This window comes from Agrobacterium sp. 22-210-1, assembly GCF_053522525.1.
This window is the reverse complement of record NZ_JBNWCI010000001.1, coordinates 422,093-437,924: the sequence shown is the minus strand read 5'-3', so window position 1 is coordinate 437,924 and position 15,832 is coordinate 422,093. Positions and strand designations below refer to the sequence as shown.

12 protein-coding genes and 1 tRNA gene are annotated in these 15,832 nt (G+C 58.1%); 5 read left to right on the top strand and 8 right to left on the bottom strand.

What is annotated here, in order from left to right; translation table 11 throughout:
• Positions 1-63: 63 nt before the first annotated feature.
• Positions 64-3,837 carry a methionine synthase gene (gene metH, locus ACQZ5F_RS02140; RefSeq protein WP_062654270.1) on the bottom strand — a complete coding sequence of 1,258 codons (3,774 nt, stop codon included), beginning with the start codon at positions 3,835-3,837 and terminating at the stop codon, positions 64-66.
• A gap of 179 nt (positions 3,838-4,016) precedes the next feature.
• Here metH and ACQZ5F_RS02135 point away from each other — a divergent pair, with 179 nt between their 5' ends.
• On the top strand, positions 4,017-5,276 hold the full coding sequence (locus tag ACQZ5F_RS02135; RefSeq protein WP_448731009.1) for an AGE family epimerase/isomerase: 1,260 nt from the start codon (positions 4,017-4,019) through the stop codon (positions 5,274-5,276).
• 115 nt (positions 5,277-5,391) lie between these two features.
• Here the strand turns inward: ACQZ5F_RS02135 and ACQZ5F_RS02130 are convergent, their stop codons facing one another.
• Together ACQZ5F_RS02130 and ACQZ5F_RS02125 are read right to left on the bottom strand one after the other, a co-directional pair.
• Positions 5,392-5,952: a dual specificity protein phosphatase family protein gene (locus ACQZ5F_RS02130; RefSeq protein WP_052818352.1), complete on the bottom strand. Its 561-nt coding sequence runs from the start codon at positions 5,950-5,952 to the stop codon at positions 5,392-5,394.
• Between the two features lie 210 nt (positions 5,953-6,162).
• Positions 6,163-6,615: a hypothetical protein gene (locus tag ACQZ5F_RS02125; protein WP_225339101.1), complete on the bottom strand. Its 453-nt coding sequence runs from the start codon at positions 6,613-6,615 to the stop codon at positions 6,163-6,165.
• A gap of 442 nt (positions 6,616-7,057) precedes the next feature.
• Here ACQZ5F_RS02125 and ACQZ5F_RS02120 point away from each other — a divergent pair, with 442 nt between their 5' ends.
• Positions 7,058-7,690 (top strand): outer membrane protein, encoded by a 633-nt coding sequence (locus ACQZ5F_RS02120; protein WP_052818041.1) that lies wholly within the window; start codon positions 7,058-7,060, stop codon positions 7,688-7,690.
• 217 nt (positions 7,691-7,907) lie between these two features.
• Positions 7,908-8,282 (top strand): hypothetical protein, encoded by a 375-nt coding sequence (locus ACQZ5F_RS02115; RefSeq protein ID WP_448731010.1) that lies wholly within the window; start codon positions 7,908-7,910, stop codon positions 8,280-8,282.
• Positions 8,283-8,433: 151 nt separating this feature from the next.
• Here ACQZ5F_RS02115 and ACQZ5F_RS02110 read toward each other — a convergent pair whose 3' ends face one another.
• Positions 8,434-9,135 carry a hypothetical protein gene (locus tag ACQZ5F_RS02110; protein WP_448731011.1) on the bottom strand — a complete coding sequence of 234 codons (702 nt, stop codon included), beginning with the start codon at positions 9,133-9,135 and terminating at the stop codon, positions 8,434-8,436.
• A gap of 282 nt (positions 9,136-9,417) precedes the next feature.
• A tRNA-Ile gene (locus tag ACQZ5F_RS02105) sits at positions 9,418-9,493 on the bottom strand.
• A 181-nt stretch (positions 9,494-9,674) separates the two neighbouring features.
• Here ACQZ5F_RS02105 and ACQZ5F_RS02100 point away from each other — a divergent pair.
• Entirely contained in the window at positions 9,675-10,418 is a 744-nt protein-coding gene (locus tag ACQZ5F_RS02100; RefSeq protein ID WP_225339099.1) for an SIMPL domain-containing protein, read from the top strand.
• Between the two features lie 165 nt (positions 10,419-10,583).
• On the opposite strand, the gene ACQZ5F_RS02095 is transcribed toward ACQZ5F_RS02100, so the two are convergent.
• Together ACQZ5F_RS02095 and ACQZ5F_RS02090 are read right to left on the bottom strand one after the other, a co-directional pair.
• Entirely contained in the window at positions 10,584-10,925 is a 342-nt protein-coding gene (locus tag ACQZ5F_RS02095; RefSeq protein ID WP_046798013.1) for a hypothetical protein, read from the bottom strand.
• Between the two features lie 149 nt (positions 10,926-11,074).
• Positions 11,075-11,497, bottom strand: a complete 423-nt coding sequence (locus ACQZ5F_RS02090) for a secondary thiamine-phosphate synthase enzyme YjbQ (protein WP_225339098.1) — start codon at positions 11,495-11,497, stop codon at positions 11,075-11,077.
• A 266-nt stretch (positions 11,498-11,763) separates the two neighbouring features.
• On the opposite strand from ACQZ5F_RS02090, the gene ACQZ5F_RS02085 reads away from it, so the two are divergent.
• Positions 11,764-14,316 (top strand): HWE histidine kinase domain-containing protein, encoded by a 2,553-nt coding sequence (locus ACQZ5F_RS02085; protein WP_448731012.1) that lies wholly within the window; start codon positions 11,764-11,766, stop codon positions 14,314-14,316.
• A 424-nt stretch (positions 14,317-14,740) separates the two neighbouring features.
• On the opposite strand, the gene ACQZ5F_RS02080 is transcribed toward ACQZ5F_RS02085, so the two are convergent.
• Complete coding sequence (locus tag ACQZ5F_RS02080) at positions 14,741-15,661, bottom strand: DUF930 domain-containing protein (protein ID WP_225339096.1); 921 nt, start codon at positions 15,659-15,661, stop codon at positions 14,741-14,743.
• Between the last annotated feature and the right edge of the window lie 171 nt (positions 15,662-15,832).

The following is a 15,832-nucleotide window of genomic DNA, read 5'->3' as shown; positions in this document are numbered from 1 at the left end:
TAACGGCCAATAAAAAAGCGCGGGCAGAACCCGCGCTTTTTTGTTGCAGCAACGCTCGAAACATCACGCCGCGCTGTCTATTTCCTCCGCGCCATTTGTCGGCACGTAGTTGAGTACCGGCCCGAGCCAGCGCTCCACCTCTGTGACCGGCATATCCTTGCGGCGCGAATAGTCGAGAACCTGGTCCCGCTCCACCTTGGCGACACCGAAATAATAGCTTTCGGGATGGCCGATATAGATGCCGGAGACGGAGGAGCCCGGCCACATGGCATAACTTTCCGTCAGCTCCACACCCGCCGCATTGGTGGCGTCGAGCAGGGCAAACAGCGTCTTCTTTTCGGTATGGTCAGGCTGCGCCGGATAGCCGGGTGCAGGGCGGATACCGGCATAGGCTTCACCAATCAGTTCATCGCCGGCAAAAGCCTCTTCCGGTGCATAACCCCAGAATTCCTTGCGCACCCGCTCATGCATGCGCTCGGCAAAGGCTTCCGCGAAACGGTCGGCCAGCGCCTTGACGAGAATGGACGAATAATCGTCATTCGCCCGCTCGAAACGCTCCGCAATCGCCACTTCCTCGATACCTGCCGTCACCACGAAGCCACCGACATAATCGGCAACGCCGCTATCGACAGGTGCCACGAAATCCGACAGCGCCACATTCGGGCGTCCATCGCGCTTGGAAAGCTGTTGGCGCAGCGTGAAGAAGGTGGCGAGTTCTTCGCCTCGGCTTTCATCCGTGAACAGCCGGATATCGTCGCCCACCGTATTGGCTGGCCAGAAGCCGATCACCGCCCGCGGCCGGAACCACTTTTCCTCAATGATCTTCGCAAGCATTGCCTGTGCATCGGCATAAAGCTGCCGTGCCGCTTCGCCCTGCTTTTCGTCTTCAAGGATCGCCGGAAAACGGCCCTTCAATTCCCAGGTCTGGAAGAACGGCGTCCAGTCGATGTAACGGGAAAGCTCCTCCAGATCATAGGTCTCAAACACCTTGGTGCCGAAGAATTGCGGCTTGACGGCGCTGTAGCTCGACCAGTCGATCTTGTGCGCATTCTCACGGGCGCGGGAAAGCGGCAGACGCTGCTTTTCGCGCTCGTTGCGGGCATGGGCTTCCGCCACCTTGGCATATTCGCTGCGAATACCATCGATATAAGCAGGCTTCTGCTCGGCGGAGAGAAGCGCCGAGACAACACCCACCGCACGCGAGGCGTCGGTCACATAGATCGCCTGCCCCGCCTCGTAACGCGGATGGATTTTCACCGCCGTATGCACCCGGCTGGTCGTCGCGCCGCCGATCAAGAGCGGAATGTCAAAACCCTGCCGCTCCATTTCGGCGGCCACATGCACCATTTCGTCCAAAGAGGGCGTGATAAGACCGGAAAGACCAATCACATCCACCTTTTCGGCAATCGCCGTTTCCAGGATTTTCGTCGTCGGCACCATGACGCCGAGATCGATGATCTCATAATTGTTGCAGGCGAGAACGACGCCGACGATGTTCTTGCCGATATCGTGCACATCGCCCTTCACGGTCGCCATCAGCACCTTGCCGGCGGCACTGCGCTCGGAGCCGCCATTCAGGCGCTTTTCCTCTTCCATGTAGGGAAGCAGCACGGCAACCGCCTGCTTCATCACGCGGGCGGATTTCACCACCTGCGGCAGGAACATCTTGCCCGAGCCGAACAGGTCGCCGACCACGTTCATGCCGGCCATCAGCGGCCCTTCAATGACGTGCAGCGGACGGGCAGCCTTTTGGCGTGCCTCTTCCGTATCGGCTTCGATATATTCGGTAATGCCATTGACCAGCGCATGTTCCAGCCGCTTCTCGACGGCAAGCTCGCGCCAGGAAAGATCCTGCACCTTGGTGTCCTTGGCGCCCGTGCCACGGAAACGCTCCGCCACTTCAAGCAGGCGCTCCGTCGCATCATCGCGACGGTTCAGCACCACATCCTCGCAGGCTTCGCGCAGTTCGGCATCGATATTGTCATAGACAGCAAGCTGCCCGGCATTGACGATGCCCATATCCATGCCGACCTGAATAGCATGGTAGAGGAACACGGCATGCATCGCCTCACGCACCGGCTCGTTGCCGCGGAAGGAGAAGGACAGGTTGGAAACACCGCCGGAAATATGCGTCAGCGGCATGGTTTCGCGGATGGTCTTGGTGGCCTCGATGAAGTCCACCCCGTAATTATTATGTTCTTCGATGCCCGTCGCCACGGCGAACACATTCGGGTCGAAAATGATGTCTTCCGGCGACAGGCCGGCCTTTTCGGTCAGCAGCTTGTAGGCGCGTGAGCAGATTTCCACCTTGCGCTGATAGGTATCCGCCTGCCCGACCTCGTCAAAGGCCATGACCACGACGGCCGCACCGTAATTGTGGACGAGCCGCGCCTGCTGGAGAAACTTCTCCTCGCCTTCCTTCAGCGAAATGGAGTTGACGATCGACTTGCCCTGAACGCATTTCAGGCCAGCCTCGATGATCTCGAACTTGGAGCTGTCGATCATCACAGGCACACGGGCGATATCAGGCTCGGCGGCGATGAGGTTCAGGAATTCCACCATCGCCTTTTCGGAATCGATCAGGCCCTCATCCATGTTGATGTCGATGATCTGCGCGCCGTTTTCAACCTGATCGCGGGCAACAGCCAGCGCCGCCGTATAATCACCGGCGGTGATGAGCTTGCGGAAGCGGGCCGAGCCGGTGACGTTGGTGCGTTCGCCGACATTGACGAAGGGAATATCCTTGGTCAGCACGAAAGGCTCGAGACCCGAAAGCGACATGAAGGGCTTGTGCTCGGGAATTTCGCGCGGCTTGTAACCTTTGACAGCCTCCGCAATCGCCCGGATATGCTCCGGCGTGGAGCCGCAGCAGCCGCCGACAATGTTGACGAGACCGTCGCGGACAAAGCCTTCCACCTGACGCGCCATCATCTCCGGCGTTTCGTCGTACTGGCCGAATTCATTCGGCAGGCCGGCATTGGGATAGGCGCAAACGAAGGTATCTGCCACGTCGGACAGTTCCTGCAGATGCGGACGCATGGCATCCGCACCCAGTGCGCAGTTCAGGCCGATGGTGAAGGGGTTGGAGTGGCGCACCGAGTTCCAGAACGCGGACGGCGTCTGGCCGGAAAGCGTGCGGCCGGAAAGGTCGGTGATCGTGCCCGAGATCATCACCGGCAGGCGAATGCCCTTGGCCTCGAAACGCTCCTCGCAGGCGAAGATCGCCGCCTTGGCGTTCAGCGTATCGAAGATCGTCTCGATGAGGATGATATCGGCGCCGCCGTCGATCAGACCATCGATCTGCTCGCCATAAGCGATACGCAGGTCGTCGAAACTGACGGCGCGATAACCGGGATTGTTGACATCAGGCGAAATGGAGGCCGTGCGGTTGGTGGGGCCGATGGCGCCCGCCACGAAACGGCGGCGGCCGTCCTCCCGCTCGGCGCGCTGGGCGGCACGACGGACAATCGCTGCGCCCTCGCGGTTGAGGTCGTAGACGGCATTTTCCATCTCGTAATCGGCCTGCGCAATGCGCGTCGACGAAAACGTGTTGGTTTCGAGAATATCCGCACCCGCCATGGCGTAGCGATAATGGATTTCCTCGATTGCATCCGGCTGGGTCAGGATCAGAAGGTCGTTATTGCCCTTCTGGTGACAGGCACAGCCGATAAAACGGTCGCCACGGAAATGGTCTTCGTCAAAACCCAGCCCCTGGATCTGCGTGCCCATGGCGCCATCGAGAATGAGGATGCGTTCGCTTGCGGCCTCGCGCAGCGCCTTGAAAATTTCCGCGCCGTCGCGCTTTGCCCCTTCAGGGCCAAACAGGTCGTCAAACACGGGCACACTCCTCATTTCGATTTGCAAGATCGCAAGCCGTCAAGTCACATAAAGATATGTTTATGTCAATATATCTTCAAGGGACAGGCATAGCTTTGCGTCGTTGCGGCAGACTACGAAATTTCACTGACAGATGACAGGTTTATACGGCAAGGATATAAGCCAAGGCAGCGAACCGCATGGAGGACGAAATGCCCGAGGAAGATCACAACAGCCGCAACTGGAACACCCTTCCCTGGCACCGCCAATGGCTGGTGAAACAGGCCGAAGGACTTTTCGATTTCTTCCAGTATCGCGCCGTGAATTCCGCCGGCGGCTTTTTCGACCTCGATCCCAAGGGCGCGCCGCTGCAGAAAAATGACCCCGTGCGCGGCATCCACGCCTCGGCCCGCATGGTGCATTGCTTCTCCATCGGCCATCTGCTCGGCCGCCCGGGCTGCGGCGATATCGTCGACCACGGCATGACCTATCTCTGGAACAAACACCGTGACAGTGAGCATGGCGGTTATTTCTGGCAGGTGAACGATGCCGGCCCGGTGGACGCCACCAAGCAGGGTTACGGCCATGCCTTCGTGCTTCTGGCCGCCTCTTCCGCCAAGACCGTCGGGCATCCGCTGGCCGACCGGATGCTGGCCGATATTACCGAGGTGCTGGAAACCCGCTTCTGGGAAGAAAAACACGGCGCCATCGCCGAGGAATTCAACCGCGACTGGTCGCCCATCGATAATTATCGCGGCCAGAATTCCAACATGCACCTGACCGAAGCGCTGATGGCCGCCTATGAGGCGACAGGCGACAGCAACTATCTCAGCAAGGCCGAACGCATCGCCGATCTCGTCATCCGCCGCCGCGCCGGCGAACTGGACTTCCGCGTGCCGGAGCATTTCGACGAGAACTGGACGCTGGACAAGGAGTATCGCGGCAACGAAATGTTCCGCCCCTCCGGCTCCACCCCCGGCCACTGGCTGGAATGGGCACGTCTCATCCTGCAATTGTGGGTGCTGGGCGAGCGCCGCCACGACTGGATGCCGGTGGCCGCAAAATCGCTATTCGTGCAATCCATGGCGCTCGGCTGGGACCGGGAAAAGGGCGGCTTCTTTTACACGCTCGACTGGAACGACAATCCGGACAAGACGGCAAAGCTCTGGTGGCCGATGTGCGAGGCGGCGGGTGCTGCCCACTTCCTGAACGAAAACCTGCCGGCGGACCCCTTTTACGAAGACAGCTATCGCCGCATCTGGAGCACCATCTCCAACAACTTCATCGACCATGACAATGGCGGCTGGCACGAGGAACTGACGGAAAATCTGGTTCCGGCGCATACATTGTTCCCCGGCAAGGGCGATATCTACCACGCGCTTCAGGCCTGCCTCATCCCGCTTTTCCCGGCCACGGGAAGCCTGACGAAGGTGATTGCGGAAACCGGCGGGGATTATTGAGGCGCGTTGCGGCCATGCTCGGGCTTGTCCCGAGCATCTGCAACCTATCTGCCGGACGCAACGTGGTTAGATCCTCGGCACAGGGCCGAGGATGACGTCGCGTATAAAGCAACCCTCAAAACCCGATGGTTTCCTCAAAATCATCCCAGGACTGGTACATCTCATATCGGCCGATCCCCGGGATCGGCACATGCCCGTAATAGGGCGAAAGCTGGAATTCGGCCGCCGCCTCGCCCTTGCCGGCCACGGCTCCCACATAGATTGCCGAGGCAAGCCCCGTGCGGTTGGCGCCGTGTTCGCAATGGATAAGGATGGGTTTTTCCGCATTCTGCAGCACGGCCACCAGCGTTTCCGCATCTTGCGGCGAAAGCTTTTCGCTTGAACTCATCGGATAATCGACCAGCCGGATACCGTTTTTCTTCGCCGCCTGGCTTTCGGCGTCATACCAGCCCTCGCGCTTTTCATCGCGCAGGTTGATGATGGTCTTTATGCCGTAAGCCTTTGCATAGGTTGCGATATCCTTGCCGCTCGGCTGGGCTGAACGATAAAGTTCGCCGGGGATGACCTCATGAAAATTTCCGGTCAGCTGGCCGATACCCATATGTGCGCCCGCCAGAACCGGCAGGCCGACAAGGCCGATGGCCGTGATTTTCAGAAACTTCAAAATAATACGCAAAACATCAACCCGCGACATTCATCGGACGGTGGCGAGATGGCATTGCAAACCGGCAAAAACAAGTCCGCCACCGGCCAAACAGGCAGCCGCTTGGCAGGCAATCGGCTGACGGCCCGCACAGATCCGCTGCACCGCAAGGGTTTTCACGCCGCTGCGCGGCAGAGGTGGAGTTTTCAAAATGCCGTGATGGCCGCACCCGCGACCGCTGGTTCAATCAAACTCAGCCGAAATAACGGTAACGCGCCATTCCAGCCGTTGGGGTTCCACTCTTTCATTGTTGCGCAACCGGAAAGCGCGGCATGCGGCGAAAGTCTCCCCCGCCTCGATGCGCCTTTCGTTGACCTGATAGGGATCAAAGGCGACGGAAGCGCGAAAGGCGGGCTCGAACCCTTCGAGCGTATAGGTCAGGCGCTGTACCGCGACATTGTTGTCGTTGCGGAAACTGACGCGAATCGGCAAAGCCGGATCCGGGCAGGCGGCATCGAAACTGGCTGTCGCAATGACATGGCCGAGCCGCTGGCTGCCGCGCCACCAGTCATAAATGACAAAGGCAGCGGTCGCCCCCCAGATCAGCAGCAGGCAGATGACGACGGGTTTGAGATGCCGCGGAAATGCGATGAGGGTCAGAAGAAGAACGGCACTGAGAACGGCTCCGACGATCACGTCGCCCCTCCCTCATAAAAACAAACCCGCATGCGATCCTGCCCTCCCTTACCCATTTCCGTCCATGGCGACCCGGCGTGATAGCGACGTTTCAACCGCTCACCACATCCTTTCCGATGTGAAGCGGCTGGAGCGCCGAAGCGGCGGTCCTGCCACGGACAGGCACAACTCTATGGTCGTGCCCCCCGCTGTCAAGACAACCAAGCGTGACACCGGACAGCCAGTTCGCCGGCCCGCTGACGGAAAGACAAAGGGAACCAAACACCGCTGAAGACGTTCGCCGCATCACAACAGCATGGCGGGGCGAGAAAAAACGCCGCGATCCGGGCACGACAGTCAAGAACACCGGAGGACACAGCGCCTCTTGGAACTGCCAGGCCCGAGACCATATTAAATGCGACTAATATATGCTATAGACGACAGTAGCTCAGGGAGAATAACGATGAAAACGTTGATCGTAACGTCACTTCTGGCCCTTTCGGCCAGCACCGCAATGGCCGCGGATGCCGTCTACGAAACGCCGGCACCTCCGGTCGCGCAGGAAACCCTGCCGGTCTTCACCTGGTCTGGCCCCTATCTTGGTATTCAAGGCGGCGCGGGCTGGGCGAATGGCGATTTTTCGGCTGGCGGTCCCGTCGCTTCGGATAATTTCGATGGCGGCATTCTGGGTGCCTTTGCCGGTTACAATTACCAGTTCGATAATAATTTCGTCGTCGGCATCGAAGGAGACGTCGATTATAACTGGAATGACAATGACTATGCCGGCGTGCAGATCGGCACCGACTGGCAGGGCTCCGTCCGCGGCCGCGTCGGTTATGCCTTCGACCGCGCCCTGCTCTACGGCACGGCCGGCTGGACAGCCACACGTGGTTTCATCGAAACCCCCGGCGCCGGCAAGGACAGCACCACGTTCAACGGCTTCACCGTTGGCGCGGGTCTCGACTACGCCTTCACCGACAATGTGTTCGGCCGGCTGGAATATCGCTACAACGATTATGGCGACAAGGACATTTTCGGCGTCAATACCGATTTCGACCAGCACACCGTCAAGGTGGGTCTCGGCGTGAAATTCTGATCCTGTCCAACCAGCTTCAGCGTGAAAAAGCCCGGCCCTTCGCCGGGCTTTTTCTTGGCCAGAAGAACAATGCCCGCCTCAACCTGCCGACTTTAGCGATGCTAAAAACATGAACCCCTCAACAACGAAACATTCACAAACCGTTCAGCAGACCCGTGCCATCATGCGGGCATAATGAGCCTCTATCTCCCAAGGCAGGCTTATGGAGTAGCCCCCGATGAAAAAGATCACTCTTTCCACCCTTGCCGCGCTGGTCGCCACCGGCAGCGTCTTCGCATCCTACGGCACCGCTGCCGCGCAGGATTATCCCTATCGTCCGCGCTACGACCGTGGTTATGACCGTGGCGGCCCACCCCCGCCGCCCTACCGCGAACACCGCCGCCACAATGATGGCGCAGCAATCGCCGGCGGCCTTGCCGCAGGCGTCATCGGTGGCCTGATCGGCGGCGCCATCGCCAACGGCAACAACAACGCCCCCCGCTACTACGAACCCCCGCCGCCGCCCCGCCCGCGCTGCTGGTTCGAAGACCGTCGCGTTCCCAATTCCTATGACGGTGGCTGGCACACCGAAAGCATGCGGGTTTGTAACTGACCGCGAATCGTCTTGATCCGGCTTGCCCCATGAGGCGAGCCGGACTAACAGAAAACTAGTTTTTGACGGTTGCGTAGTGAGCTTTCGGGTCAGTAGGATAGAAGGATTGAAGCCGGCGATACAACCATCCTTGATGGAGCACTTGTGACAACTACACCTTGATCCATCTGCAGAAGCGTTGCGGGTTATGGATTGTCACAATTAGAGGTTCTTTAACCTCACGATGGTTCTCCCAAATCATTCGGTATTCCGCTTGGTCCTCGTATTTTTTCTCTTTAAGGAAGTAGACCTTAGGACCAGATATCGAATTCGACACTTCGAGTATCTTTTCCATTACGACGTTGCCGTTGCCATCCTGGAGAGACTTGATATCTGTAGCACCCTTCATACTCTGCAAGATGCGCCTTTCAGCGTAGACGCAGGGTCCGATCATCGCATTCTCGGAGCCAGGCAAGTCATTGGCGATCTCCGCGAGAAAGCCAAGGGGTTCGAAAATCTCAATTACGGCGTCGCCAAAAACTTTATCAAGCTTGTTCATTCGTGATGTAAAGCTCGAAATATAGGCGTGTTGTCCCAGCTCCGCGAAAGCGCCAAACGACAAGTCTGCTTTCTTATCATTGATCAATAGCATGGCTGTGCCCTCAGACTTATCACCTTGCTGTTCGTTGGTGTGTTTATAGAACTGTCGGAAGCATGAAACCCTAAAAGATCCAGTATCGAAAAAGCTTTCGACGTACTGCTTAGGCAGGTATCTATAAAGAGTAGGAACAAAGATGGAGAGCGGTTTTTGCAAATTAAGAGTTATATGCGAAAGGTGCGCGGCATTATGGAATTCGTTATTTTCGTTTGACATCGGCATTTCTCCATCAATAGCAAGTAATACGCTGGGGAAAGCTATAGCCTCACCTGGGAAAATTCCATACCGTTCGTTGAACCGCGCGCCCGACTTATTAAGGCAGCGTATGAGAATCATACTTCAGATCGAAGCAAGATTGTCAGAGCTTTTCGAAAATGCGTTAATTCCGATTTCTGGTGTCAAAATTCCAAAACCGCGATACAGGGTACATGCGCCGACAGCCTGCGAGTTGCGTCACACTTTCGCTTCTTCATTTTCATTCGAAATATAAAAGAAAAATGGTGGGCCTGGAGAGACTCGAACTCCCAACCAAGCGGTTATGAGCCGCCGGCTCTAACCATTGAGCTACAGGCCCTTATCGGAACAAGGTGATCCGAAATACCGGTTTCGCAATGGCTCGAATCCGGTGGGTCACGCTCTAACGTAATTTTTATAGCCCGACAAGCCATTGATGCTTCCGCAAGGCAGCGCCGCCGTATTAGCTACACAATCTAAGGCAATACCCTGCAAAGGGACACAATCAACGAGGAAACACCATGACGACAAAAAAGGCCCGCCTTTTCGCACTCACCGCTTTGACCGCAGCAGCAATGGTGCCGCTGGCAAGCCAGGTGCTTGCGCAGGACGCCACCCCGCGCGAAGCCACCATCAGTGTTTCCGGCGAAGGCCAGGCTGCCATTGCCCCTGATATGGCTATTCTCTCCTTCAGCGTCGTCAAGCAGGCGGAGACGGCAGCTGCCGCGCTCACGGAGAATTCCAAGGCGCTCGCCGATGTTCTCAAAGCGCTGAAAGAAGCCGCCATCGAAGACCGGGATCTGCAGACCAGCAATTTCTCGGTACAGCCGCTCTACAAGCATTATGAGCCGAAGGACGGCGTTTATGTCGCGCCTGAGATCACCGGTTATCAGGTTTCCAACGGCCTGACTGTGCGGGTGCGCGACCTGAAGAAGCTCGGCGCGATCCTCGATACCTCCGTCAAGCTTGGTATCAATCAGGGCGGCGATATCACCTTCACCAATGACAAGCCCGAAGCCACTGTTACCGAGGCCCGCAAGCAGGCCGTGGCCGATGCTATCGCCAAGGCAAAAACGCTGACGGAAGCGGCAGGCGTGAAGCTCGGCCGCGTCATTCAGATCAGCGAAAACTCGCAGCGCCCGATGCCGATGCCAGCCGGCGCGATGCGCGCTTCGATGATGAAGGAAGCCGACAGCGTGCCGATCGCTTCGGGTGAGAACAATTACAGCGTGGTGGTCAACGTCACCTTCGCCCTCGACCAGTAAGAACAATGGAGGGGCGGCACCTGCGTGTCGCCTCTCGCCCATTCTTAAAATCCGGCCATCGGCCGGTTAAAAAAGAAATGCCCCTCGCCTGCCTTTCCGGACAAGCGAGGGGCATTTTTTATCCATCCGGCGGACGGGGATGTCACCGGATCGATATTGTCCGCTTTAGCGGCGGATGACCGGGCAGCCACGCTCATTGGCGAAGACGATGCGGTCACGGCCCCGACGGTCGAAGCCTGCAACCACAACGCGGCGCGGCGACACATCAACAACGCGGGCACGGCGAAGACCCATGCGGCTTGCCTTTTCTTCCGCAAAGCGCGGCGAGCAACCAAAGCGCGGGCGATCGGGACGACCCCAGCCGCGGCCTCTGTCATGGCCATAGCCATCCTGAACCTGAACTCTGAACTGAACATCCGAGCCAGCCGAAGCCGCAGGAGCGGTGGCGGAGATGCCGCCGAAGGCAATGAGAGCGGCAAGGCCGGCTTTTGCGAAGGTGTTGAACATGAACTCACTCCATTTGTTCTTCGCCGGCAGGGAACGTCCCTCAGCGATTGACGAGACCCTAGCCCCACCCGTCTGAATATTAACAGAACCGCATGTTCAGCAGGGGTTCATTGTTATTAACGGGAAAACACACATTCCCTAACGGAAGATCAGGCGGAAATATGCAGCACGATTTCGCGGCGGTGCGGCCGGTCGCGGTGCTCGAAAAGATAAATCCCCTGCCAGGTGCCAAGTGCAAGCCTGCCCTGCCCGATCGGCACGCCGATCGAAACCGCAGTCAGTGCCGATTTGATATGGGCAGGCATATCATCAGGGCCTTCCAGCGTGTGGGTGACCCAGCGCATCGAGGCATCGTCCGAAGGCGGCACGAGGCGGGAGAAAAACACCGAGAGATCGCGCCGGACATCCGGATCGGCATTTTCCTGGATAAGCAGCGAGCAGGATGCATGCCGCACAAAGACGGTCAGCAAGCCTTCGTCCACGCCGCTCTCTCTCACGAAACCCTTGGCCTCCGATGTAAACTCGTAGAGCCCCTGCCCATGGGTGGCGATGGTTATTGTCTTCTGCGGCACATTTTTTCTTTCAAACAGGCTGGAACAAAATCGGCGTTGCAAACGTTACGCCATGTCAAATTCTACCCGATGGGGGTAGAGATAAAACAATAACGTGACGGCGGGCCGTAACAACTAACGGAAAAGCGGCGTCACGGTTGCAAGAAAACGGGGAAGGGTTGGCAATATCAGAATGAACTATTCAGGCTTCCCCGTCCCTCGACGAACAGAATATTTTCAGCGCAAGACAAGTACCAAGCCAGGCACAGGGTGCGAAAGACGTATTCATGGCATCCACTGACTATCAAGTCGACCTGACCAATTGCGATCGCGAACCCATCCACATTCCAGGTTATATTCAACCGCATGGCTGTCTGATCGCCTGCGACAATTCCCTGCGCATGGTTCTGCGTCATTCGGAAAACTGCCGCGACATTCTGGGCATTGAGGGCGATCTGAACGGCAGGACTGCCGAAGAGGTGCTCGGGAAAGACCTCGTCCACGATCTTCGCAACGCGCTGACTGTAACCGGCAGAACCACGCGCCCCGCCATGCTGCCCAACATGCAGATGAGCGATGGCCGCAGCTTCGATATTGCTCTGCACCGCTACAAATCCACCACCATCATCGAGTTCGAACCATCGCAAAGCGAAACGCAGCCGCTTGGCACGGCGCGCAAGATGGTGGATCGCATCCGTGAGGCTGACAGCGTCGAAAGCCTGATTTCAAGAACGACCCGGCTGATAAAGGCGACGTTGGGTTATGACCGGGTGATGATCTACCGTTTCGAGGATGACGGGGCCGGCAAGGTGGTGTCGGAGGCAAAGCAGCCGGAACTGGAAAGCTTTCTCGGACAATATTTTCCGGCCAGCGACATACCGCAGCAAGCCCGGGCGCTTTATCTCAAGAACACGCTGCGCATCATTTCCAATGCCAGCGGCGCGCGCGTTGCCATCCTGCCCGCTTTCGATGCCTCCGGCGAACCGCTCGATCTGTCCTTCGCGCATCTGCGCAGCGTCTCGCCCATCCATTGCGAATATCTTCGCAACATGGGTGTCGGCGCCTCGATGTCGATTTCGGTGATTGTCGATGGTGCTCTCTGGGGCCTCATCGCCTGTCACCATTATTCTCCGCGCGTGCTGACAATGCCGGTCAGGATCGCCGCCGAAATGTTCGGAGAGTTTTTCTCCATGCATTTGCAGGTTCTGAAGCAGAAACGCCGGCTCGATACCGTCAACCACGCCCATGCAGCACTTGACCGCTTCCTGCGGCTTGCCGCCCATCACACCAACATCGAAGAATTGCTGATCGACAGTTTCCAGGATTTCGCCGATCTGATGCCCTGCGATGGCGTCGGGCTCTGGGTCGGCAACAACTGGCACGGCCATGGCGCAACGCCGCCACAGGATGCCATTCCACGGCTGGCGCGCTTTGTCGCCTCGGCTTCGGAAGGTAAGGTCTGGGCCACCCATGCCATGTCGCAAGCCATACCGGAAACGGAAATCTATGCCGGCACCGCCGCCGGGATGCTCGCCATTCCGTTGTCGCAGGTCAAGAACGACTACCTGCTGTTTTTCCGCAAGGAGATCGTGCAAAATCTGAACTGGGCAGGCAATCCCGAAAAATCCTATGAGACCGGGCCGTTAGGTGACCGTCTCACCCCCCGCAAGAGCTTTGCAATCTGGAAAGAAACCGTTCGCCTGCAGGCACAACCCTGGTCGGAAGCCGACCGGGAAATTGCCGAAGCGGCCAGGATTGCGCTTGTCGAGGTCGCCTTCCATCACAGCGAGCTGATGGCCGGGGAAAGGGAGCGAGCGGAAGTGCGCCAGCGCATGCTGAACGAGGAGCTTAATCACCGCGTTAAGAATGTTCTGGCCATCATCAAATCGCTGGTCGGCAATCCCTCGCAGGAGGGCAAGACGCTGCAGGAATATGTCACCGCCTTGAAGGGTCGCATTCAGGCGCTGTCATTCGCCCATGACCAGATCATTCGCGGTGAAGGCGGTGGCGCGTTGCGCGATCTGCTGGAAGCTGAACTGTCGCCGCATCGTTCGCCGGAAACGGCGGTGAAACTTGCAGGCCCGCAGATCACGCTTGATTCGCGCGCTTTCTCCGTCATGGCCCTGGTTCTGCATGAACTGGCGACGAATGCCGCTAAATACGGTGCGCTTTCGCAGACCGGCGGGCAATTGCACGTACACTGGGATGTCAACGAGAACCGCGATTGCGAAATTCAATGGCGTGAAACCCTGCCGACCAAGCTGCCGACGCCGTCGCGCGCCGGTTTCGGCACGGCGCTCATCAGTCGCAGCATTCCTTACGATCTCGGCGGACGCAGCACGATGCGATATTTGCCGGACGGGCTGGAGGCGGACATTGTCCTGCCCTCCCGCCACGTTTCATCGGCCACGGCGGCTTCCACCGCAAAAACCGAGGAAGAAATCGCGCCGCAGGCCAGACGTTACAATCGGGAGGAACCGTTGAAGATATTGCTCGTCGAAGACCAGATGCTGATCGCCATGGATGTCGAAAACATGCTGGAAGACAACGGCATCAAGACGATCGAAACGGCAACCTCATCGGCGATGGCGATCGAAAAGCTGAAGAGCTACATGCCTGACGTCGCCATCCTCGACATCAATCTCGGTTCCGACACCTCGATCCCCGTCGCCCGTGAACTCCACCGCCGCGGCGTCCCCTTCCTCTTCGCCACCGGTTATGCGGATGGCAGCATGGTGCCGGACGAATTCGGCAACGTGCCGGTGATCAGGAAGCCTTATGATGAGGATGCGCTGATGGCTGGCATCGGGCTTCTGGTGGGGGATGCGGAGCGGGTATAATGCCGTTGATTCGCGAGAACGTTGACGCCGTACTCTAAGACATCCTCGGGCTTGTCCCACTACTGTCCGGTTTGAATTTCCGTGCAGGCTGCAGTCCCCTTGCCGTGAATCGTGAAGGGTGCGCATTCTCTCAACGTCATCCTCGGCCCTGTGCCGAGGATCTAATCACGTCGAATGAAATCAATACGTTGGCAGATCCTCGGGACAGGCCCGAGGATGACGTCGGCGCGATTGGCTCGACTCTTCTTCCCATCTGACGCCGCCGCTCTTCTTTGGTGTCCGGTTAAGGCAGGAATCCTAAAAGCCCATTCGAATGAGAGTCTACGCTTTGTCCGGAAATTTAAACCGGACAGTAGTGGGACAAGCCTGAGGATGACGAAAGAGATGTTGGGAGTTTCACCGGCGACCTTAGAATCTACCACCCTTACTGGAAACGCGTGAAGCCCCGCTTTTTCGCATCTTCCGGGCTGATGGCGTTCCCGATTTTAAACCGGAATTCCGTGACTGCGTAGTTTTCCAGATCGACGTCACACTGGAACGATACATCATACCAGGTTCCACCCACGTTGAATGCGCCGCCAGTCGCGTCGATCGAACTTCCGGAAATCTTACGACCGGTATCCGATGTCGGTATCATACCTCTGGCAGCAAAACCCGCATTTTGAATTTGGGCCAGAGCTTCCGTGCTGCAAAGATTAACAATACGGCGGCGGGGCGGCAGATCACCGAACATCTGACGTCTCTGGGCGGGGGAAAGCAGCGACGAGGAAAGCAGGCTTTTGGCCGCCGGAAGTTTTGCGGGCTTCTCTTCCGCCGCGTCCGCAGGCTTTTCCTCAGTCGGCTTTGCCTGCGGCACGGGCGGCTGATCCGGTTGCGATTCTTCCTTGATGGGTGAGACCGCGATTTCCCCCTGCTCGGCGGAAGCCTGAAGATCGCTGTTGGCGGCGACAGGTGCGGGCTTTTCCTCGGCCGTCTTTTCAGGCTGGCTTGCGGGCTCCTTGGAAGGCTCGGTCTTTTCCGCTTCCTCAGTCTTTCCCGGCTTGTCTTCGCGGTCCGCCTGCATTTCCTCAGGCCTCATGGCGATGGCCGGCAACGTCGCCTGCGGCTGCGGCAAAGGTTTTGCCTCTTCTGCCGGAGGAGTGGGCGGCGGCGGTGGAGGTTGCGGCTTTTCCTCTTTCGCCTTCTCTTCGCCCGGTGGCGGAGCCTCTTCCGCCTTTTTTTCTTCGGGCGGCGGCACCAGATCGACGCTGATGCTCTCCGGCTCCTGCGGCTCGGCTATCCGCTCCGGCAGTTGAAAAAAGAAGAGAGCGACAACGGCAATATGCAGCAGCACGGAGACGGGCACAGCCCATCCTCCCCGACGCCATCTGCTTGCCGAAACCTGTTGCATCTCATCGAACCAAATCGAACCTGCGCATATCCACCAAAAGCGGAATGCTTCGTCCTCACACATAAGGCTTGTCGCAGAGTTCACCAGTGCGGGAAACAAAAAACCCGGCCAGAGGTGACTGACCGG

Excerpts from the sequence above, each read along its gene's own strand:
- ACQZ5F_RS02085 (WP_448731012.1), top strand. The coding sequence starts at position 11,764 with ATGGCATCCACTGACTATCAAGTCGACCTGACCAATTGCGATCGCGAA.
- ACQZ5F_RS02100 (WP_225339099.1), top strand. The coding sequence starts at position 9,675 with ATGACGACAAAAAAGGCCCGCCTTTTCGCACTCACCGCTTTGACCGCA.
- ACQZ5F_RS02120 (WP_052818041.1), top strand. The coding sequence starts at position 7,058 with ATGAAAACGTTGATCGTAACGTCACTTCTGGCCCTTTCGGCCAGCACC.
- ACQZ5F_RS02135 (WP_448731009.1), top strand. The coding sequence starts at position 4,017 with ATGGAGGACGAAATGCCCGAGGAAGATCACAACAGCCGCAACTGGAAC.
- ACQZ5F_RS02110 (WP_448731011.1), bottom strand. The coding sequence starts at position 9,135 with ATGTCAAACGAAAATAACGAATTCCATAATGCCGCGCACCTTTCGCAT.
- ACQZ5F_RS02115 (WP_448731010.1), top strand. The coding sequence starts at position 7,908 with ATGAAAAAGATCACTCTTTCCACCCTTGCCGCGCTGGTCGCCACCGGC.
- ACQZ5F_RS02095 (WP_046798013.1), bottom strand. The coding sequence starts at position 10,925 with ATGTTCAACACCTTCGCAAAAGCCGGCCTTGCCGCTCTCATTGCCTTC.